The sequence below is a fragment of the Methylomonas koyamae genome (assembly GCF_001644025.1).
Taxonomy (GTDB): domain Bacteria; phylum Pseudomonadota; class Gammaproteobacteria; order Methylococcales; family Methylomonadaceae; genus Methylomonas; species Methylomonas koyamae_A.
In genome coordinates this window covers 1-21,700 of record NZ_LUUK01000023.1, presented here as the reverse complement: position 1 = coordinate 21,700, position 21,700 = coordinate 1, and the positions used below count along the sequence as shown (strand labels likewise).

At 59.7% G+C, this 21,700-nt stretch carries 16 protein-coding genes; 14 read left to right on the top strand and 2 right to left on the bottom strand.

Annotated elements, in window-relative coordinates:
* Positions 1–21 precede the first annotated feature (21 nt).
* Complete coding sequence (locus A1355_RS02225; RefSeq protein ID WP_064024554.1) at positions 22–4,077, top strand: response regulator; 4,056 nt, start codon at positions 22–24, stop codon at positions 4,075–4,077.
* Positions 4,078–4,086: 9 nt separating this feature from the next.
* Positions 4,087–5,205, top strand: coding sequence for an HD domain-containing phosphohydrolase (locus A1355_RS02220; protein ID WP_064024552.1), 1,119 nt, complete (start codon positions 4,087–4,089; stop codon positions 5,203–5,205).
* A gap of 7 nt (positions 5,206–5,212) precedes the next feature.
* On the opposite strand, the gene A1355_RS02215 is transcribed toward A1355_RS02220, so the two are convergent.
* On the bottom strand, positions 5,213–6,112 hold the full coding sequence (locus A1355_RS02215) for a LysR family transcriptional regulator (protein WP_064024551.1): 900 nt from the start codon (positions 6,110–6,112) through the stop codon (positions 5,213–5,215).
* Positions 6,113–6,255: 143 nt separating this feature from the next.
* Here A1355_RS02215 and ppc point away from each other — a divergent pair, with 143 nt between their 5' ends.
* The 9 genes from ppc to A1355_RS25545 all read left to right on the top strand — a co-directional run bounded on the left by ppc (position 6,256) and on the right by A1355_RS25545 (position 18,483).
* Positions 6,256–9,042 carry a phosphoenolpyruvate carboxylase gene (ppc, locus tag A1355_RS02210; protein ID WP_064024549.1) on the top strand — a complete coding sequence of 929 codons (2,787 nt, stop codon included), beginning with the start codon at positions 6,256–6,258 and terminating at the stop codon, positions 9,040–9,042.
* A 46-nt stretch (positions 9,043–9,088) separates the two neighbouring features.
* On the top strand, positions 9,089–9,535 hold the full coding sequence (locus A1355_RS02205; protein ID WP_064024547.1) for a hypothetical protein: 447 nt from the start codon (positions 9,089–9,091) through the stop codon (positions 9,533–9,535).
* 152 nt (positions 9,536–9,687) lie between these two features.
* Positions 9,688–11,733 carry an ABC transporter ATP-binding protein gene (locus A1355_RS02200; protein ID WP_082885306.1) on the top strand — a complete coding sequence of 682 codons (2,046 nt, stop codon included), beginning with the start codon at positions 9,688–9,690 and terminating at the stop codon, positions 11,731–11,733.
* Positions 11,717–13,027 carry an HlyD family secretion protein gene (locus tag A1355_RS02195; RefSeq protein ID WP_064024545.1) on the top strand — a complete coding sequence of 437 codons (1,311 nt, stop codon included), beginning with the start codon at positions 11,717–11,719 and terminating at the stop codon, positions 13,025–13,027. Before A1355_RS02200 ends, A1355_RS02195 begins: the two co-directional genes overlap by 17 nt.
* The gene (locus A1355_RS02190) at positions 13,024–14,814 is read left to right on the top strand and encodes a TolC family protein (protein WP_082885305.1); all 1,791 of its coding nucleotides are present in this window, start codon (positions 13,024–13,026) and stop codon (positions 14,812–14,814) included. The genes A1355_RS02195 and A1355_RS02190 overlap by 4 nt, the downstream gene beginning before the upstream one ends.
* A gap of 201 nt (positions 14,815–15,015) precedes the next feature.
* Positions 15,016–15,849, top strand: coding sequence for a VPLPA-CTERM sorting domain-containing protein (locus A1355_RS02185; RefSeq protein ID WP_064024543.1), 834 nt, complete (start codon positions 15,016–15,018; stop codon positions 15,847–15,849).
* An 81-nt stretch (positions 15,850–15,930) separates the two neighbouring features.
* Entirely contained in the window at positions 15,931–16,608 is a 678-nt protein-coding gene (locus tag A1355_RS02180) for a transaldolase family protein (RefSeq protein WP_064024541.1), read from the top strand.
* A 13-nt stretch (positions 16,609–16,621) separates the two neighbouring features.
* Positions 16,622–18,169: a hypothetical protein gene (locus A1355_RS02175; protein ID WP_064024539.1), complete on the top strand. Its 1,548-nt coding sequence runs from the start codon at positions 16,622–16,624 to the stop codon at positions 18,167–18,169.
* A gap of 140 nt (positions 18,170–18,309) precedes the next feature.
* On the top strand, positions 18,310–18,483 hold the full coding sequence (locus tag A1355_RS25545; protein WP_168031754.1) for a hypothetical protein: 174 nt from the start codon (positions 18,310–18,312) through the stop codon (positions 18,481–18,483).
* On the opposite strand, the gene A1355_RS02170 is transcribed toward A1355_RS25545, so the two are convergent.
* Positions 18,480–19,148, bottom strand: a complete 669-nt coding sequence (locus A1355_RS02170; RefSeq protein ID WP_064024537.1) for a Crp/Fnr family transcriptional regulator — start codon at positions 19,146–19,148, stop codon at positions 18,480–18,482. The two genes, A1355_RS25545 and A1355_RS02170, sit on opposite strands and share 4 nt — an antisense overlap.
* A gap of 177 nt (positions 19,149–19,325) precedes the next feature.
* On the opposite strand from A1355_RS02170, the gene A1355_RS02165 reads away from it, so the two are divergent.
* The 3 genes from A1355_RS02165 to A1355_RS02155 all read left to right on the top strand — a co-directional run bounded on the left by A1355_RS02165 (position 19,326) and on the right by A1355_RS02155 (position 21,377).
* Complete coding sequence (locus tag A1355_RS02165; RefSeq protein WP_064024535.1) at positions 19,326–19,880, top strand: hypothetical protein; 555 nt, start codon at positions 19,326–19,328, stop codon at positions 19,878–19,880.
* 180 nt (positions 19,881–20,060) lie between these two features.
* On the top strand, positions 20,061–20,378 hold the full coding sequence (locus tag A1355_RS02160) for a hypothetical protein (protein ID WP_064024533.1): 318 nt from the start codon (positions 20,061–20,063) through the stop codon (positions 20,376–20,378).
* 123 nt (positions 20,379–20,501) lie between these two features.
* On the top strand, positions 20,502–21,377 hold the full coding sequence (locus A1355_RS02155; protein WP_064024531.1) for a toll/interleukin-1 receptor domain-containing protein: 876 nt from the start codon (positions 20,502–20,504) through the stop codon (positions 21,375–21,377).
* Positions 21,378–21,700 lie beyond the last annotated feature (323 nt).

Below are 21,700 nucleotides of genomic sequence, written 5' to 3'. Positions count from 1 at the left end.
TTTGAACGGTTGGGGACGCCGATGACGTCACGATTTTTCAATCGCTTCTCTCTGGGCACGGCGAGTTTGGCCGGATTGGTCGGGGTTGTCGGCTTTGCGGTATTGATGGGATTTAGCCTGTGGCAGGAGCGGCTACAGCGCATTGCCCACGCCCGGGTCGAAACCGAAAACATCGCTATGGTCCTGGAAGGGCACGCGCTGGCGACCGTGCAAAAAATCGATTTGATCTTGAACGACGTACTGGGCCATTTGCGGGCCGACGATATGAAGGCGCGCTTGGGCGACCAGACCGAACGCGCGTTGGAACTGCATCGTTTGCTGATGGACAAGGCCGCCAGACTCAACGACGCGGCTATCATCGAAACCGGCGCGATTCAGGTGTTCGATGCCCGAGGTGATTGTCTTTACAGTTCGCTGGACACCCAGCCGCCGATCAGTATCGCGGATCGTGAATATTTCCAACGCCACCGCGCCGACCCCAGCGTCGGTTTATCGATCTCGCCGCCGCAGATTTCCAAGACCCTGGGTCTGCGAAAAATCTCGCTGACCCGGCGCATAGACGGTCCGGACGGCCGCTTTGCCGGTGTCGTCAACGTTGTGACGCTGTTGAGTTCCTTCGAAAAGTTTTACGCGACACTGGATTTGGGCGAACACGGCGCGGTCGTGCTGCGCGACGACGCGATGCGCTTGCTGGCGCGTCATCCGATGCTGACCGAGGACGCCGCCCAACCTTTTCCCGACCACCCGGTGCTCGGTTTTGTCGCGCGCGGTAGCGATCGCGGTCATTACGTCGAAATCAGTCCGGCCGACGGCGTTAAACGCCTTTACAGCTTCCGCCGGGTGGGCCATTACCCCTTATTCGTACTGGCGGCCATCGCCGAGCAGGACTATCTGGCCGAATGGTACGAGCACCTGCGCTGGTACGGGGCCGCCGGTCTGCTGATCGCGCTGTTGTCGCTGAAATTAATGCTGACGGCCCGTTACGGTCTGCTGAAGTGGCAAAGCAACGAAAAAAAATACCGCTATATCGTCGAAAACGCGCCGATCGGCGTCTTCCAATGCGACAACCAGGGCAAACACCTGTTCGCCAACCTGACGATGGCTCGGCAGTTCGATTGCGAGTCGGTCGAAGAATTCATGGCTACTTATGGTGGCGCCGACTTTCGCTTCGCCGACTCCACGCAATTATGCAAGGCTTTGGAATCCGACCGGGAAGTCCGCGAATTCGAAACCCGCGCTGTGTTGGCCGGCGGCCATACCAAATGGTTCTCGCTGTCGGCCAGGGCCGACGCCAACGGCGTCGTCAACGGTTTTACGCTGGACGTCACCGACCGCAAGCAAACCGAGGAAAAATTGCGGATGTCCGAAGAGCGCTTGCGGCTGACGCTGGAAGCCGCGCAAATCGGTATTTTCGACTGGGATGTGGTCAGCGATCGTTTCGTGGTTTCGCCGATTTACTACAGCATGTTGGGTTACTCGCCCAAGGATGGTCAAGGCGACCGCGAAGAATGGCTGGAGCGGGTGCATCCGGACGACCGGGCGATGGTGGCCGGCAAAATCAACAGCGTGTTGGCCAAGCAAGCCGACGCCTACACCTACGAGGCGCGGATCCGCCACGCCGACGGCGAATACCGTTGGTTGAGCGCCAAGGCTTTCAACGTGGAACGCGGCGCGGACGGCGCGGTCGGACGCGTGCTCGGCATTCGGATGGATGTCACCGACCGGAAACGCAACGAAGAGGAATTGGCGCATTATCGAGATCATCTGGAGCGCTTGGTCGACGAACGCACCGCCGAACTGCTGGAAGCCCGGAAGCTGGCCGACGACGCCAACCGCGCCAAGTCGGATTTTCTAGCGAATATGAGTCACGAAATCCGCACCCCGATGAACGCGATCATCGGTTTGACCCGCTTAGCGTTGGATACCGAGCTTAGTCAACAACAACGCGATTATCTGGGCAAGGTATTGAATGCGTCGCAGGCTCTGCTGGGCATACTCAACGATATTTTGGATTATTCGAAAATCGAAGCGGGCCGGATAGACATCGAGGCGGTCGATTTTTGTTTAGAAGATATTTTGCGCGCCACCGCCGATTTGTTTTCGTTTCGGGCCGAGGAGAAAGGGATCGAATTGTTTATCGACATGGCCCCGGACGTTCCGGAGTGGCTGGTCGGCGATCCGTTGCGGCTGAGCCAGATTGTCGACAATCTGGTCGGTAACGCCATCAAATTTACCGAGCGCGGCGAAGTGCATTTGAAGGTCGAGCAAAAAGAGATCACGGCGGACGCGGTGTGCTTGCGCTTCGCGGTGCGCGATACCGGGATCGGCTTGACGGCGGATCAGGCCAACCGATTGTTCCGGCCGTTCGTGCAGGCCGAGGCCGGCATCACCCGCCGTTTTGGCGGTACCGGCCTGGGCCTGACGATTTGCAAACGCCTGGTCGAGATGATGCGCGGCCGCATCGCATTGTCCAGCGAACCGGGGCGCGGCAGTACGTTCGTGTTTACCGTGTGGCTGGGTTTGCCGGATCCGCAAAAACCGCGAGCCAAGCCCGGCCGCGGCTTGCACGACTTGCGGGCGATGCGGACGCTGGTGGTCGACGATCAGGAAACCTCTTTGCTGATTCTGCGGACCATGCTGCAAAGCTGGGGCTTTCAAGTGACGACCGCCGACTCCGGCGCCGCCGGTTTGCGGTTTTTCGAAGAGGCCGAACGCGACGGTCAACCCTACGATTTGTTGATCCTGGATTGGAAAATGCCGGCGATGAACGGGCTGGAGTTCGCTCGGGCCTTGGCCGAACTGAAGCCGGAGAATCGGCCGCCGATTACGGTAATGGTGACCGGTTTTGGCCGAGAAGAACTGGCCGCCGCCACCGACGGCGCCTTGATCGACGCGATTGTCGGCAAGCCGGTGACGCCGTCTGAAATGTTTGACGTTTTGATGGCGCTGCAACGTCAGGAGCACGTTAGGTCGAAACCGACCGCCGACGTGTTCGAAACCAGCCGGGTGTTGTTGGATGGCATACGCGGCGCCCGGATTCTATTGGTCGAGGATAACGAACTCAATCAGCAAGTGGCTAGAGAGTTTTTGACGAAAAGCGGATTGTCGGTGGAGCTGGCTAACAATGGGCAGGAGGCCGTTGATCTGGTGCAGCGCCAGCGTTTCGATGCGGTGTTGATGGATTTGCACATGCCCGTCATGGATGGCCTGGAAGCGACCCGGCGAATTCGGGCCCTGGCGGAGGGCCGGCATTTACCGATCATCGCGATGACGGCGGCGGCGATGGCGCAAGATCGCGAGGCTTGCGCGTTGGCGGGCATGAACGGCCACGTCGCCAAGCCGGTTGAGCCGCGAGAACTCGCCGAAGTGCTGGCGCGCTGGGTCAAGCAGGGCGGAGAGCGGCCGGTGACGATACTTGAGTCGGCCGGGACCGTCGATGCGGCGCCGGCCGCGGTCGATAGCGAAGCCGAAATCGCCGGATTGGCGCGGGCCTTGCCGGGCGTTTCGGTCGGGGTGGCGTTGCGACGCATGGGCGGTGATCCGCTGTTCTATCGGCGCTTGTTGGCACGCTTTGCCGAGCGTCATGGCGATGCCGGCGCGCAAATTCGGCGCTTGGCGGGCGACGGCGATAATGAAGCGCTCTATCAGCTGGCCCACAATCTGAAAGGCGAGGCCGGCAATTTGGGCCTGGATAGCATTGCCGGTCCGGCCGATCGATTAGGGCGCTTGCTGAAATCCGCCGGCGCCCAAAACTGGGCCGAGTTGGCGGCAACCCTGGCGAGCGAATGCGAGGCGATGACGGCGCGCTTGGCCGCGCTGACACTCGATGCCGCCGCTGTCCCGGCGGCGCCGAGCGGCGGTGGAGCGGGGGAGTTTTGGCCGCGCCTGGCCTTGCTCGAGCAGCAGTTGCGGAGTAAAAGTTTGGAGGCCCGCCATCTGGTCGACGAACTGGAAGGAACGCTGGACGATCCGATTTTGGCGGAGCAATTCGCCAAAGTCGTCCAAGCGGTCAAACAATTGCGTTACGACGCCGCGTTGGTCGAATTGGCCACACTCGGCGAAGACCGTAGACCTTAGGAGTAGAACATGAGCGCGCAAAACAAGGCTCAACGGGTTTTGATTGTCGACGATTCGCTGAGCAATATTGAGTTACTGGACCACATCCTGGGGAGGCATTACGCCACCAGCTTCGCGACTAACGGTGCCGAGGCGCTGGAACTGGTCGACCGGTGTCCGCCGCATTTGGTGTTGCTGGACGTGGTGATGCCGGGTATCGACGGCTACGAAGTCTGCCGGCGCTTGCAAGCCGATACCGCCACCCGCGCCATTCCGGTGATTTTCTTAACTAGTCTGGACAGTCCGGTTGACGAGGAATACGGTTTGTCGTTGGGCGCCGCCGATTTCATTCACAAGCCCGTGTCGCCGCCGGTGGTGTTGGCCAGGGTGCGCAATCATCTGGCCCTGGCCGATACCACGCGAGAGCTGCGCCGGCACAACGAAAATCTGGAGCAGTTGGTGGCCGAGCGCACCGAGGAGTTATTGCAGCGCAACCGGCAGCTAATCGCGGCCCAAGGCTCGGTGATCTCGGCGTTTTGCGCGCTTGCCGAGGTCCGCGATAACGAAACCGGCAATCACATCCGTCGCACCCAAAATTATGTGCGCGAACTGGGTGAAGCCCTGCGCGGCCACCCGCGGTTCCGAAATTGCTTGAACGACGAAACCATCGAGTTGATGTACAAAACCGCGCCGCTGCACGACATCGGCAAGGTGGCGATTCCCGACGCGGTGTTGCTGAAGCCCGGTAAATTGACCGATGCCGAGTGGGTGATCATGAAACGGCATTGCGAGGCCGGTCGCGACGCGATCGTGTCGGCGGCTCGCGAATTCGGCGACGGCGAGGGGGCATTCCTGGAGTGCGCGGCCGATATTGCCTATTGCCATCACGAGCGTTGGGACGGCAACGGCTATCCGCGCGGTTTGCGCGGCGATAGCATTCCGATTAGCGCCCGGTTAATGTCGGTCGCCGATGTCTATGACGCATTGACTACCAAGCGGGTTTACAAGCCGGCCTTCAGCCATGCCGAATCGGTCAAATTGATCTGGGAGGGGCGCGGCAGTCAGTTCGATCCCGACGTCACCGATGCGATGACGGCGCTGGCCGGCCGCTTCGAGGCGATAGCTGAGCAATACCGCGACGGCGAATAAGGCGCCGTCACAACCAGCCGTCCCTGGCGTGGTCGAGGATCGCGGTGACGGCCGGATGTTGCTGTTTGCGGCGTAGCGTAATCGCGTAAAAACGTTCCAGCACCGTTTCGATTCGGCCCAACACCTCGACGCCGTATTGCCGGCAAATTTCGCCGGCCACCGCGCTCGGCGCGACGAACAGGCCGGCGCCGCCGGCGCCGAAAGTCTTCAGCAGCGCGCTGTCTTCGATTTCGGCCTGGATGTTGGGACTGATCCCGTTGGCGTCGAACCATAAGTCCAACGAGCGCCGCAGCGCGGTATTGCCGGTCGGCAGCAAGAACGGCGCGCCGGTCAGCGAGCGCGGAAAGCGATCCCGATAAGTCGCCGCCAAGCCGGGACTGCCGAACACGCTGACATCGCATTCGCCCAGAAAGTGGTTGAAGGCCTTGGCGCCGCTGGCCGGGGTCAGCGGCGTATCCGACAGTACCAAATCGACGCCTTGCACGGCAATCTCGGCCAACAGCCGGTCGGCCTTGTCTTCGTAGCAATGAATCTGGACCGGTTCCGGCAAGCGGAAAACCGGTTCGATCAGCCGGTACACCGCCAACTTGGGCAATGCGTCGGATACGCCGACCGTCAAGCGCCAGGCTCGCCCGGTCGGCAGGCCTTTCAAGGTATTGGTCAGTTCCCGGCCCAGCGTGAATATCTCGTCCGCGTAATGAAACACCACCCGCCCGGTATCGGTTAGCAGCAACTTGCGGCCGCTTTTGAAGAACAACTTGTCGCCGATGGCTTGTTCGAATACCGCCAGTTGGCCGCTGACGGTCGGCTGAGCCAGATGCAATTTTTCGCAGGCCCGAGTGATGCTGGCTTCGCGGGCCACATGCCAAAAATAAAACAAATGCTGGTAATTGATGCGTTCCTGCATGGCCTTTGCATAGAAATTTTCGATGTATTTATTCTAATCTTTCTATTTAACAATACCAAAGACTAGCGTTACCCTATCGACAAAGTGGCCGGCCCGCTTTTTGCTGCTCGATGCGGTAACCGCTGACCATGATGGAGACTTAAGTGACTAAACATACCGACGATAAACAACTGCGCCGCTCGATTCGTTTGCTGAGTTCGATGTTGACCAGAGTGTTGAAACACCAAGGCCAACGCGATGTGGAGGAATCCGTCGCGCAATTGCAGCGACGCTTCGCCGCGCTGATGCGCGACAACACGCCGGCCCGGCGCAAGCCCCTGCAGGATGTCGTCGAGCGCTTGGACGCCGACGAAATCGGCCAGGTGGTCAGAGTGTTCAACCAATATTTCAGCCTGTTGAGCATCGCCGAGGAGTCGCATTCGCTAGGCCAGCGCCGCCAGCGCCAGACCGGGCATTTCTGGCCGGGCTCGTTCCACGACACCTTATGTACCTTCAAGGAATCCGGCATCGGTGCCGAGCAAGTCCAAACCTTGTTGGCTGATTTGCTGTACTTGCCGGTGATGACGGCCCATCCGACCGAGGCCAAGCGCCGCACCGTCAAGGGCGCGTTGCGCAATCTGTTTTTGACCCACGAACAGATCGACGGCAGCCGGCAGGGTCCGGGCCGTAAGGCGGCATTGGAACGCTTGCAGGCGCAGATTCAGTTGCTGTTGCGCACCGATGAAGTGCGCGGCCGCAAGCCCGGCGTCGTCGACGAAATCGATACCGGCCTGTTTTATTTTCCGCTGTCGCTGTTCGAGGCGACCAGCAAGGTTTACCGGAATTTCGAGGAATCGATGGTCGATGTCTACGGCGAGAAAGCGGCCGCCGGCGCGCGGATTCCCAGTTTCTTGAAGTTCGGATCGTGGATAGGCGGTGATCGCGACGGCAATCCCAACGTCACCCCGGAAACCACGGTGTTAGCGCTACGGCTGCAAGCGCAAGCGATTCTGATGGAGTATGCGCGGCGTCTCGATGCGTTGCGCGGCCAGTTGTCGCATTCCTACGGCTTGTGCGAATTGACGAGCGAATTCAGTGCCAGTCTGGAAGCCGACCGCACCGCATTGGGGCCGGCGGTGGCCGAATTGGCGCGGCCTTATCTGCAAGAGCCGTACCGCCATAAATTGACCATCGTCAAATACCGGATAGAGCAGGGCCTGGAACGCATTGCCAGGCGCTTGCGCGGCGACGCGGAACCGGCCGATTGTCACGCCTATCCCAGCGTGGCCGAATTCCTGCGCGATTTGCGCCTGATCGACCGCTCGCTGCGCAACCACGGCGACGCCAATATCGCCGAACTGGAATTGCACGACCTGACTCGCCTCGCCGATACCTTCGGCTTTCATTTGATGCATCTGGACGTGCGCCAGGAATCGACCCGGCATAGCGAGGCGGTGGCCGATATTCTCGGCGCGGCCTTGGGCATCGATTATCGGGCGATGAACGAGGGGGATCGCTTGCAATTGCTCGGCGAGGCGATTGCCGCGCCGGGCGGCTTGATGTTCGATCCGGGCGCGTTGCCGTCGGCAACCCGCGAAACCCTGGCCTTGTTCGAAGTGATGGCTAGCAGCCGGCGCGAGATCGGTCCGGACTGCTTCGGCGAATACGTGATATCGATGACCCACCACGCCAGTCACGTTTTGGAGGTGATGTTACTGGCCGCCCAGTGCGGCTTGGTTGGTCGGATCCGAGGTCATTGGTACTGCAATATCGGCGTCAGCCCGCTGTTCGAGACGATAGACGACTTGAACCGGATCGAGGAAGTATTGAACGATTTGTTCGATTCGCCGACTTATCTGACCTTGTTGAAGGCCTCCGGCCGCCGTCAGGAAATCATGCTGGGCTATTCCGATTCGTGCAAGGACGGCGGCATCCTGGCTTCGGCGTGGGGCTTGTACCGGGCGCAACGCCGCATCGTCGATATTTGCGATCGGCGCGGCATCCGCTGCCGCTTGTTTCACGGCCGCGGCGGCACGGTTGGCCGCGGCGGCGGTCCGACCCACGAAGCGATTCTGGCGCAACCCGCCGACAGCGTGCGCGGTCAGATCAAGTTTACCGAGCAGGGCGAGGTGTTGTTCTATCGCTATAACAACATGGAAACCGCGATTTACGAACTGACGATGGGCGTGACCGGTTTGTTGAAGGCCAGCGCCAGTCTGGTGCAACCTGTCGCCCCCGATAACCCGGAAAATTTGGCGGTGATGGACGAGTTGGCGAGGATAGGCGAACAAAGTTATCGGGAATTGACCGAGCGCACGCCGGGCTTTTTGGACTATTTTTACGAATCGACGCCAGTCGGCGAAATCGGCCGCTTGAACATCGGCTCGCGGCCGTCGCACCGCAAGAAACAGGACCGCTCCAAAGAGTCGGTGCGGGCCATTGGCTGGGTATTTGCCTGGGCCCAGTCGCGGCAAACCTTCCCGGCTTGGTACGGCGTCGGCCTCAGCGTATCGACCTGGTGCGCCGGTCGAAGCGAGCGGCTGGAGCAATTGCGAACGATGTACCGCGACTGGCCGTTTTTTCGCAATTTGCTCAGCAACGCTCAGATGGCCTTGAGCAAGTCGGACATGGAACTGGCGCGGGAATACGCCGGCTTGTGCGTGGACCCGGAAACCGGCAAACGCGTGTACGGCTTGATCGCCGGCGAGTATCAACGTTGCGTGGAGTGGGTGTTGGATGTGGCGCAAATCGATAGGCTGTTGGCCGATAACCCTAGCTTGGCCGACTCGTTGCGCCGCCGCGACGCTTATCTGGGGCCATTGAATTTCTTGCAGGTCTGCCTGCTGCGCAAGGTGCGAGAAGACGATGCCGGCGCCGGCGACAGTCCTTGGCTGAATCCGCTGTTGCGCACGATCAACGCGATCGCCGCCGGCATGCGCAACACCGGCTAATTTCGCGGCGGCTGGCCGGCGCCGCGACAGTCGTTAGGGAGGCAGCATGATTAACGAAATCGTTAGAGGGTCGACCGGCGTCTTGGCGAATGCCTACGCGGCCGCGAAGCGCCGTTATGGCGGCCGGCGTTTGGCCTACTTCGTCGCCGCGCTGGTGATGTTGAGCTTCGGCGATACGCTGTTGCCGCTGATCGGCCACGGCGTGCACGTGGCGATAGAAATCGTCGAGTGGCTGTTGGAGCATTGGTTGGAGGCCGCCTTCGGCTTATCGCCGCGCCAAGCGGAAATCACGGTGTTTTGGCTGGGCATCGTCGCGATCGGTTACGGATCGTGGCGGGTCGCACGGGCCGCGTATCTGGCCGCACTGGCCTGGCGGCGCGATTTGGCGGTGCGTTGGCGGGCAAACTCGGCGGGGCGGGCGTATTGGCCGGCCTTGGCGCGCTCGGCCTTGGTGTTCGGCGCACTCGGCTCAACGCTGTTGATGTTCACTTGACAGTAACGGCGGTGATGTCGCGTCGGCCATCATGAAACGTGGCTGCGGGAGTTGCCCTGCTGGATACGGTCTTGGGATCGGCGCGCGCGTTCGAACGACTTTAATGGGGCCGGCACCTGCCGATTCGTCAATCCATCAGGACTCGTGAAACGATGCGGACCTTACAAGCATTTTTGAGCCGACTGTTGGCGCTGCCGGAAACCGGACCGGTTCCGGACCCGCCGGCGAATTTGACCGAACTCGCCGACCGTTTGGGTCTGCGTCTCGAGCCGGCGGTACTCACGCCGAACGCCGCCGCCGAAACCTCGGCGCCGCAAACCCCGTTGCTGGCCGAACTGGCCGAGCGGGAGGGGTGGTTGGTGTTGTCGGGCTTTCGGGCCGGTTCGGTGCGGGTCGCGCTGATTCACGGCGACGCCGTCGAAGAGCGTTTGATCAAGCCGGCCGAGGTCGCCGGCTTGCTGGGCTTGAGCGGCGACCGTTCGACCGGGTGGTGGCTGATACAAGCCAGGGCGCCCTTGGCCAACGCGGTGAGTCCCGACGGCCACGGCCATCTGCCGCCTTGGCGGCGTTTGGTCGAGTTGCTGCGCGCCGATTTACCCGATCTTTGGCTGGTGCTGGGGCTGGCCTTGGGCTCCGGCTTGCTGGCCCTGGCGTCGCCGGTCGCGGTGCAGGCACTGGTCAACACCGTGGCGATGGGCGGCATGGGCCAACCTCTACTGGTGTTGGCGGTCATCCTGTTTTTCTTTCTGACTTTCGCCGGGGCGGTTCACGTACTCGAGGCCTATCTGGTCGAAATCGTTCAGCGCCGGGTGTTCGTGCGCCTGGCCAGCGATCTGGCCCACCGCTTGCCGCGAGTGCGGCGCGAAACCGGCGACGCTCACCACGGCGCCGAATTGGTGAACCGTTTTTTCGACGTGCTGACCTTGCAAAAGGCCGGTTCGGCCTTGTTGCTGGACGGCTTGAGCACGCTGGTGCAAACCGGCGTGGGTTTGCTGATGCTGGCGTTTTATCATCCGTTCCTGCTGGCCTTCGATGTGGTATTGCTGTTCCTGATCGGCTTGATCGTGTTTGTATTGGGGCGGGGCGGCGTGAAAACCGCAGTTCAGGAATCCATTACCAAGTACGCGTTGGTGGCTTGGCTGGAAACCGTGGCCGCCAATCAGCAGATTTTCAAATTTTCCGGCGGGCCGCGCTGGGCGGTCCAGCGGACCGACGAGTTGTCGCTGAGCTATCTGGACGCCAAGCGCGGTCACTTTCGGGTGTTGCTGCGCCAAATCGTCGGTTCGTTGGCCTTGTACGCCGTCGCCAGCACCGGCTTGTTGGCGCTGGGCGGTTATCTGGTGATCGACGGGCATTTGACCTTGGGGCAATTGGTGGCCGCCGAATTGATCGTGTCTTCGGCATTGATTTCGTTGATCAAGTTCGGCAAGCATCTGGAAGGGTTTTACGATCTGATGGCGGGGACCGATAAAATCGGTCATTTACTGGACTTGCCGTTGGAGCGCGGCGATGGCGAGGCCTTGCCGGCGGCCGGCGCGTTGGCGGTGAACGTGACCCGGCTCGGCTTTGCCTACGGCCAGCGCCGGCCGGTTTTCAAGGACTTGAGCTTCGCGATCGGTGCCGGCGAAAAAGTCGCGCTGCTGGCCGGACATGCCGCCGGCAAGACCACCTTGGTCGAACTGCTGTGCGGCTTAAGGCCGGCGGCTAGCGGCCGGATTGAAATCGGCGGCGTCGAATTGGGACGCTTGCGCTTGGAAAATTTGCGGGACCGGGTCGCGCTGGTGGGTCGGTCGGAGTGGGTGGCCGACACCTTGTTCGAGAACGTGCGGCTAGGCCGGTCGGATATCGACGCCGAGGCGGTCAGGCAGGTCTTGGAGCGCTTGGGTTGGACGCGCTTCGGCTACGACGCGGCGCTCGACGCGCTGGCCACCGAGTTGACGGTGGGCGGCGCGCCACTGTCGGCCGCGCAAGGCCATTTGGTGCTGCTGGCCAGGGCGATGGTCGGTCGGCCCGGCATTTTGATCGTGGACGGCTTGCTTGACGACATGAGCCAGGACTGGCGCGACGCGGTGTTGGCGACTTTGTGCGCCGCCGACGCGCCGTGGACTTTGATCGTGACGACCGGCGTGCCGGCGGTGGCAAGCGGTCTGGCGCGCGTCATCGAGTGGGGAGGAGAGGGCGATGGACGAATGGCATAACCGCTTGTCGGCCCTGGCGGCCGCGCATACGCCGAGGACGGTCGGGCGTTGGGCGCGGGCATGCGTCTGGGTGTTCGTGCTGACGCCGCCTGCCTTGTTGGTGACGCCCTGGCAGCAAAACATCCACGCCAGCGGGCGAGTGTCGGCGTTCGCGCCGCTGGAGCGTCAGCAAACCGTCGAGGCGCCGGTCGGCGGCCGTATCGTGGCCTGGCATGTCAAGGAAGGGGACAAAGTCAAGGCCGGCGAAGTGTTGCTGGATATCGCCGATGTCGATCCGAGGTTGTTGGAGCGCCTGGCCGGCCAACGCGACGCGGCCGCCGCCAAATTGGCCGCCAAGCAAGACGAGTTGAACGCCTACCGGTTGCAGCTCGACAATCTGCAAGCTACTCGGGATTTGCAGGTCGCGACCGCGCAATATCGGCTCGACGTCGCCAAACAACGCGCCCGCGCCGCCGCCGAGGCGATCGCTTCGGCCCGCGCCACGCTGGACGCCGCCAGTTTGCAGCGCGAGCGTCTGCAACGTTTGCTCGGCGACGGCTTGGTGTCGCAACGCGAGTTCGAACTGGCCGAGCGCGACGGCGTCGTGGCCGGGCGCGGTCTGAACAGCGCCCAAGCCAGTCTGGAAGGCGCGCTGGCCGAGCAGCGCGCCGCCGAAGCCGAGATCGGCCGGATTCGCGCCGACGCCCAGGCTCGCATCGATTCGGCCAGCGCGGCGGCCAACAAGACTCAGAGCGAACTCGAGGACGGCCGCGCCAGCTTGCTAAAGGCCGAAGTCGATGTGTCCCGCCAACAATCGCAATCGATTACCGCGCCGCGCGACGGCAGTGTGTTGCGCCTGCTGGCCAATCCGCAGAGCGACTTGGTGCGCCAGGGCGATCCGCTGTTGGTGCTGGTGCCGGACCGCGACGTCAAGGCCGTCGAATTGTGGGTGGATGGCAACGACGCGGCGTTGATCACGCCCGGCCGCCACGCCCGCCTGCAATTCGAAGGCTGGCCGGCCTTGCAGTTTGCCGGTTGGCCGGAAGTGGCGGTCGGTACCTTCGGCGGCAGCGTCGCCTTCGTCGACGCCAGCGACGACGGCAAGGGCAAATTCCGGGTTCTGGTGATACCGGACCCGGCCGACCGCGAATGGCCCAGCGAGCGCTTTTTGCGCCAAGGCGTGCGGGTCAAGGGTTGGATCTTGTTGAATCGGGTGACGATGGCCTACGAATTGTGGCGCCAGTTGAATGCGTTTCCGCCGCAATTGACCGTCGAGGCGCCGATCAACGATCTGGTCAGGCAGAAGCTGAAATGAGCAGGCGGCGAACTCACTACCTTGGCTTGCCAAACGCCTGCCCGGCGCTAGGCGGTTTAGTCTTGCTGCTCGCGCTGGGCGGCTGCGCCGGCTATTTCGATACCGCCCCGGACCGCCAATTGGCCAAACGCGTCGAGGAGCGGCTGCAAACGGATCAAGGCTTGAACTTGCCGGCGCTGTCCGCCGCGCCGCCGCAAACCGTCGAACAGGCTTTGCCGCGCTTCAAGGAACGCTTGATTACCAACTTGCCCAAAGCGCCGCCCAAATCCGTGCAGCCCCGACCGGAGCGGCCCGCCGCCGAGCCGGACGCCAGCCGGCGCCTGTCGATCGCGGCGGTGCGCGGCTTGGCGCTGGAAAACAATCTGGATTTGAAAATTGCTCAAATCGACCCCAAGCTGGCGCAATTGGCGGTCAGCGAGGAGCAAGCCAAATTCGACGATTTGATCTTTGCCAAAGCCAAGTACGGCCAGAAGAACACGCCTGCCGAGAATTTGGATGTCGTGACCTTTACGCCCAGCGACGCCGATTCGCCGCTGAAAAACGAAACCGATAAATTGACCGCGATTGCCCAACGCACCGAAGGCTTGGAACTGGAGGCCGGCGTGGTGATACCGCTGCGGACCGGCGCCAAGGTCACCATCAGCGCGCCGTTCGACGCTAAGAAACAATATCGCGGCGTGGCCTCCGACCAATACCGCAACGCGCTGCGCTTTTCGATCAGTCAGCCGCTGCTGCGCGACGCCGGCATCGCCAACAATGTGGCCGGCATCCGCATCGCCCGCTACGAACAACAGGCGGTCGATGTCAAAACCCGCTTGCAGGCGATTCGGGTGCTGGCGGCGGTCGAGCGGGCGTATTGGAGTCTCTACGTCGCCTGGGGCGAGTTGGACGTGCGCCGCCAGCAATACGAAAATGCCGCCGGCAATCTGGCGATGGTCAAAAAACGGGTCGGCGAAGGTTTGACCGCCGCGGTCGAAATCAATCGCGCCGAGATCGGCGTCGCCGAGCGGCTGGAAACCTTGATCGTCGCCGAAACCACGCTGAAAACCCGGCAACGCCAGCTCAAGCTGCTGTTGAACGATGCCAATCTCGATTTGGATTCGCCGACGGTCTTGATCCCGGAAACCGAGCCGACCTTGTTGGAATTCGGCTTCGATCGGGAACAATTGGCGGCGCGGGCCTTGGACGGGCGGCTGGAGTTGCTGGAACTGGAATTGAAGCTGGCCGCCGACGCCACCAAAATCGATTACCTGGAAAATCAGACCTTGCCGATGTTCATGCTGGATTATCAATATGCCGGCTTGGGGCGCGATACCGGTTCGATCAACGGCGCCTTCGATCAAACCCTAAGCGGGCGTTATTCCGACTGGTCGGTCGGCTTGCGGATGGAAATTCCGTTGACCAATGAATTGCGCCGCGCCCGGCTGGACAAGGCGGTGCAGGAGCGTCTGCAACGCTTGACCACCAAGCAATTGCGCGAACTCAGCGTGCGCCGGGAGATTTACGATGCGCTGGACGTGTTGGGCCAGAACTGGCGGCGCATATTGGCCGCGCGGCAAAACGTGCTGTTGGCCGGCCTGAATTACGACGCCGAACTCAAGCAATTTCGGGAAGGCTTGCGGACGATGACCGAAGTGCTGGAAACCTTGACCCGGCTGGGTGAGGCGCAATTGCGCGAGGTCAGGGCGGTCGGCGATTATCAGGTGGCGCTGGTCGATTTGGCTTTCGCGACCGGCACCGTGCTCGGCCATAGCCGGGTCGATTTCGAGCAGGCGGCGGCGCGCTAACGCCGATTGCCGGATCGCCAATCGGGCAAGAAAAGGAAAAAACCGGGTTTACAGCGATCCGCTATCGGTCTATCGTGGCAAGGCGTCTTTTGCCGCTTAGTTTGCAAACTACCTTTCGTTGATTAAGGGTATCGCGGCGTTTGCCGCCGTCGGCCGGGCATTCCGTCGCGGTCGCGATGATCTTTTTGGGGAGGAATGACGATGCAACGCAACTTTATCAAATCGCTGGGATTGGCGGCGATGGCCGGATTCGGCCTGACCAATACGGCTCTGGCCAGTCAAACCGTCTGGGACGTCGGGACCGCCGAACTGCGCTTCGACACCGACGAATTTTTGTTTTCGATCGCCGACGACGGCGCCAACGCCAGCGGGAACGTGCAAGTCACGCCGATCCCCGCCGCCGAACTGGCAATCATGCCGATCGCCAACGGTTTTAAAGTGGATTTCGGCGACCGTATGCAGGTCTACGACGATACCCACGGTTTGACCGACAACGGCGTGGCCGGACTCGGTTCGATCGATCTGAAATTCAATTTCGCGCCTAAGGCTGGCTACCGGATTAGCGGCTACGACGTGGCGTTCTCCGGCCGGTATTCGTTTCAGGGCAACGCTTATTCGTCGGCTTATCTCAATCTGTCCGGCGACGTGCGATCGGTCGACGACCTATTCGGGAACCACGGTTTCGGTGTCGGGGGCGCGCCGGCCAATCAGTTCACCGCGTCGATACTGGCCGTGACCCAGGTCGAGGCTTACGAGCAAATCGTCGGCTACACCACCGAATGGGTGTCGGTATACATTGGCACCGAATACAGCGATCCGAATTGCCAGGAAGACGGTTGCCCGCTTCAAGACGTTTACGAACGGATGCAAGTCGAAACCCCGGTTTACGACTGGTACGACATTCCGGGCTACGCCACGATCGCCATCGACAGTTTGAGCCTGTCCGCCAATCTGGAACCGGTGCCGTTGCCGGCCGCGGCCTGGTTGTTCGCCGCCGGCCTGCCGTTGTTGCTGGTCCGCCGCCGCGCGGGGTGATCGCGGGATTGCCGCCGATTTGCTTTCCCGGCCGGCATTCTCAATAATCGCAAGCTGTTTTGACTGTCACGGATTGCGATTATGTTCGAACTTTATTTAGACAGCGCCGATCTGGGCGCGATTCACGCTCTCTCCGCCAGCTTGCCGCTGGCTGGTGTCACGACCAATCCGACTATTCTGGCCAGTAGCGGTCAAGGCTTGCAGCAATGGCTGCCGGCCCTGGCCGATATTTTCCGCGGACAGCTTCGGGTACACGTACAAGTCGTCGCGGTGACGACCGAAGCCATGGTCGCGGAAGCGCTCGAACTGGCGGCATTGCCCTACGACATCGTCGTCAAGATACCGGCGCATGCGCCCGGTCTGGCCGCGATCAAGCAAATCAAGCGGCAGCACGACATTCCGGTATTGGCGACCGCGATTTACCACGTGCAGCAAGGCTGGTTGGCGGCGCTGAACGGTGCGGACTATCTGGCGCCGTATTTGAACCGGATCGACAACCTGGGCCAGGACGGCCTCGGCGTGGTAGGCGACTTGCAAGCGCTGATCGACCGTTACCATTTGCCGAGCAAATTGCTGGTGGCCAGCTTCAAAAACGTCCAGCAGGTCTTGCAGGTCTTGAAGCTCGGCGTCGCGTCGGTCACGTTGCCGCCGGACATCGCCCGGGCCATGCTGGCCGCGCCGGCCACCGACCGGGCCGTCGAGGCGTTCTCGCTGGATTGGCGCGGCGTACACGGCGAACGGCTGTCGTTTCAAAGTTAAGCCGGAACTTACGATGCCAAGCGATGCGCACACGTCGTTCCGCTGGTGGCGGGCCGGCGATTTGGACGGCTTTTTCGGCCTGTTTGTCGATAACCTGATTCAACTGATCCTGATCGTGGTGCTGTGCGGCAACCTGCTGCAAATGCCGGGCGAACTGGTGTTTGGGCGGATTTTGCCCGGCGTCGCGGTCAGTCTGCTGGTCGGCAATGGCTTTTACGCCTGGCAGGCGCGCCGGCTAGCGTTGGCGACCGGCCAAGCGCAAGTGACCGCGCTGCCCTACGGCGTCAACACCGTGTCCTTGTTCGCTCACGTGTTGTTCGTGATGAAGCCGGTGTTGGAGCAAAGCCACGACGCCGAATTGGCCTGGCGGGTTGGTTTGGCGGCCTGCCTGGGTTCCGGCGTCATTGAGCTGGCCGGCGCCTTTCTGGCCGGCTGGGTTAAGCGCATCACGCCGCGCGCGGCCCTGCTGGCGACGCTGGCCGGCATTGCAATCACCTTCATTGCCATGGATTTTTGCTTTCGGATATTCGCCCAGCCCTTGGTCGGCTTGCTGCCGCTGGCGGTGATTCTGCTGCAGTACATCGGCCGATTGCGCCTGCCCTACGATGTGCCGGCCGGTCTGGTCGCGGTGGTGTTGGGCACCGGGTTGGCTTGGGGCTTGGGGCGGATGGATACCGCCGCGTTGAACGCCGCGTTCGCGCTGAATCCGCAATGGCCGGCGTTGTATCTCGGCGATTTGCTGGAAGCGACTTTCTCGAACTATTTGCTGCAATTTCTGCCGGTCATCGTGCCGATGGGCTTGTTCAACCTGATTGGCTCGCTGCAAAATCTGGAAAGCGCCGAGGCGGCCGGCGACCGCTTCGGCGTGCGCAGTTCGCTGGCGATGAACGGCGTCGGCACAATCGCGGCGGCCTGCTGCGGCAGCGTATTTCCGACCACGATCTACATCGGCCATCCCGGCTGGAAAAAGATGGGCGCCGGCGCCGGCTATTCGGTGGCCAACGGCGTCGCCATCACCCTGCTGTGCCTGTTGGGTTTGGTCGGCTGGGTGGCGGCGTTGGTGCCGGTCGAGGCCGGAGCGGCGATTTTGCTGTGGATAGGTATCACCATCGCCGCCCAAGCCTTTCAGACCACGCCGGCCGACCATGCCCCGGCCGTCGTGGTCGGTTTCTTCCCGGCCCTGGCGGGCTGGGGCCTGTTGATGCTGGAAAGCGGCTTGCGTGCCGCCGGCGCCAACGTCGAAACGGTCGGCTTGACCGCGTTGACGCAACAGTTGCCGATCGGCGGCTTGATTGCGCTGGAACGCGGTTTTATTTTCACGTCGATGATTTGGTCGGCGCTGACGGTGTGCCTGATCGAAGCCCGCTACCGCGCCGCCGCTTATTGGGCGCTGGCCGCCGCCGCGATCAGCGCCACCGGTCTGATGCACGGCTACGCGATCGCCGGCGGCGCCATCGTCAACGCCTACGGCCCGGCTACGACCTGGCCCTTCGTCGCAGGCTACGCGGCGATGGCGGCGGCGTTTTGGATGGGCGGCTGGCGGGCGTCCGGGGAAAAATAGCGGGTACCAATCCAGATTTGTATTCCGCCTCGGTGACTTAGTCACTGATCGCCATTAACCCCAGCGTTACATTGGCACCGTCCGCCACCGCCAGCCGGTATCGCGGGCGTTCCGATAACTAAAAACGGTAGGTAATGGCTATGAGAGACTTGATCTTCGGTTTTGCCGAGAGCATTTTGCATATGAATCTGCGCGATCCGCACGACATCCCGTTCGCATTGCCGCTGATGTTGGCGGCGGGTTTGGGTTTTATACTGGGTTTTATCTTCATCCAATTGCTGGGCAACGAACAACGCCAACAGCGCGACGATTAGTCGCCGCCGGTCAGCAATCCCCGCAACGCGGCGGCGTCGAGGATTTCGATGCTGCCGCGCTGCAAATTCAACCAACCCAGGCTTTCGAAACGCTTCAAATGCCGGGACACCACTTCCCGCACCGAGCCCAATTCCAGCGCCAACTCCTGATGGGTTTTGTGGATCGTGGGGCCGTCGGCCGCCAACAGGGTTTGCGCCAAGCGCTGGTCGATGCTGGCAAAACTCAGCGCCGCCATCCGCTTGATCACGTCGGCCAGCCGCGTCGAGAAATTGCGAAACACGAATTCGCGGAAGAACGCCGACTGCTGCAGGCAGCGGTGGAACACGTGGGCCGGAATTGCGAAGGCACTGACGTCGGTTTCGCTGTAACCCTCGGCCGGATACTGGCTGTCGCCGAGCAGGCAGGAGGTGGTCAGCACGCAGGAGTCGCCCGGCAACACCCGGTACAATAACACCTCGCGGCCGTCGGCCGACAAAATCTGCGCCTTGACGCTGCCGGACAGCAGCAACAAATAATGCTCGCAAGTCTTGCCCGGATAAAACACCTGCTGTCCCGCCGGCACCGTCACCAGCGTCGCCGCCGCCATCAATTGTTCCACCACCGCGTCCCGGCAACCGGCGAATTCCGGGAAGCGGTCTTTCCAGGCGTTGGCGTGTTTGAGCATGGTGGTCTCCGGCGGGATTTTTGTGGCTGGATTATAAGGCGGTTTGGGGGATTGAATGGGGTTTGAGCGTTGGGGCTGTCGCGCGCTTGGTCGGTTTGTTAGAATGGATTTGACTTGGTATATCATGCTGAAGCGTGTGATATACAGAACTATCTAATAACTAGTTAGGTGATTCTTATGCAGTACGACCAATACGACTTCGATGACGATAAGGATGACGATAAGGATGACGATAAGGATGACGATAAGGATGATATGCAAAACGAAGATTACCCAGAATATTTGATTATCATCGAGTACGATGACTTTCTAACTCGCTTCGATCTCGATGAAATTCTGTCGTCAATAGATCGGATTATTGAGGACGAACTGTTATCAGAGTTTGATCCCGAGTTTCGCTTTTGGCGCCGACATCATTTCCCATATTGGTATAGAGATGCCCCTGAGCTTTCCTATATCGGAATTTCAGCAGTTGACCGTGGGTCAATGATTCTCACAGTTCTGGCATCCGGCGCGGTTGCCACATACGTCGCGCGTCGCTTTAAGAAGGGTGTAGATAAGAGCCTATTAGCTGAGCAACTGGAACGGTCAGGCCAGTTGGTTGGGGATGTGTTTGGTTCAGTATTAGAGCGTATTAATGACTGGGCTGAAACATATGTTCCTAAACAGCGTGAGCTGGGCGGAAAAGTCAAAAAAGTGCGGGCGGAAAGGAAACGCAAGAATGCCACCTAACCCAGCGCTCAAGTGGGACGGTCGCTATCGCGCCCGCCCCTTAGTTTTGCGTTAGCCTTGTCTTAACTGTGGACCCAACTAATAGTTTGCGAGCAAGTAGTGAATTGCCCAATTTTGCTTCCGGTTACGAAAGCTGTAACGAATTCCAAAAATCACAAATTTAACCTTATAGAGAAAACCATGAGAAAACTATTGTTTGCCATTGTTATGGGGTTGGTATTTCAAAACGTCATAGCCTTTGAATCAAAAATTGCCGATTCTGCCGTAGGTTGTAGAGATCAAGCGAAGCTGGAAAAGTTATTATCTTACGCAAGATCTAAAGACAATGAAGCCTTTACCAAGGCATTGTTACTTGGTGTTTCTGATGGGTCGTGTGCCATGTTTCAGGCAGGAGAGTCAGTTGATGTGACTGATGTCAAGTGGTCTGGGCTAAATCAGGTCAGACGAAGAGGTGACATCCAAGAATATTGGGTAGTACGTGAGGTTCTGAAAAGATAGTCACGGCATGAGCCGTGATAAAGCCATCAATCGCGGCCTAACATGGCACTCAAGCCGACCCGTTTCCGCTACGCTCCAGCGGTTGGCTTAGCTCTGCGTTATGCGTAATAAAGAGAGGGATATGTGAAATTGAGTGTTTTTCTTAGCCACAATCATCGCGATAAATCATTTGTAAGAAAACTTGCCAGAGATTTGGAAAGTCACAGCATTAGATTTTGGCTAGACGAAGCTGAAATGAAAGTTGGTGATTCGCTTATTCAAAAGATAAGGGAAGGAATCGATTCAGTAGATTTCTTTGCAGTTATTTTATCTACAAACTCTATTGATGCACCTTGGGTGGTTAATGAGCTTGATGTGGCTATGAATTATCAAATAGGCGGTAAGCCAATTAAAGTCCTGCCTATAATGCTAGAGGAATGCGATCCTCCAGGATTTCTCGTTGGAAAGCTCTATGCCGATTTTAAAAATGAAACTGAATACGACGATTCATTCAAAAAGCTGGTTAATAGCATGGGAGTGGTGTTTAACCCTACGGCACTCCGCAATGAGCCAAGTAGAGAAAATCTTGGTACATCAATTGATAGAGCAATTTCAATCAATCTCCCTCTTATGAGTAAGCCTTTTTACCGTCCGTTTCAATATATGGGAATGCCTATTCCAAGAGCAGAGGAAGAAGTAGGAGCCAAGAGCAACAAAATCGGAAATATAATCGTAGAAAACGAAGAATGTAAGATGCTTTTGGAAGCTGAGGGTAATTTTATAAGCTACGTGCAAGTCGATATCAAAAGAACAGCCCCGCATCTCCAGAGCCAAGAGTTTGATTCTGTACCAATTCTGGGAGTACTAAGTATTGGTGTTTCTGAGTTGGAGTTGGTCAGAAAACAGACACATTTCCATACGTACTATGATCATAGAAAACGACTGAAGGTTGGTGTTTCGTGCGCGTATGATGGTGCTCCTATTTCGGAGTCATTCAGCTCGAAGAACTATGGAATGTAGCAGAGCCAACTGGGGTGGGCACGGTGTTTGTGCCCACGCGGATTGAAAGCGAATTTATTTTGTATTTCGCTAATGCGAAGTTGGTTTTAATGTCGGGTCTCGGCCCGACAGCCGAGATACTTTCTTTTGCTTGGCCAAAAGAAAGTATCCAAAGAAAAGGCCACCCCATGCCGCTTGAATCACTCGGCACATCCTTGTGCCTCGCCCTGCGGGTGCTATCGCATGCAAATCGGCTATCCTGCCGCTTGTATCCTGCGCTCCTGCGGGTTTGAACGGGGTTTTTGGAAGGGCTATCCATAGCCATCCAAAAACGCGATGCATCC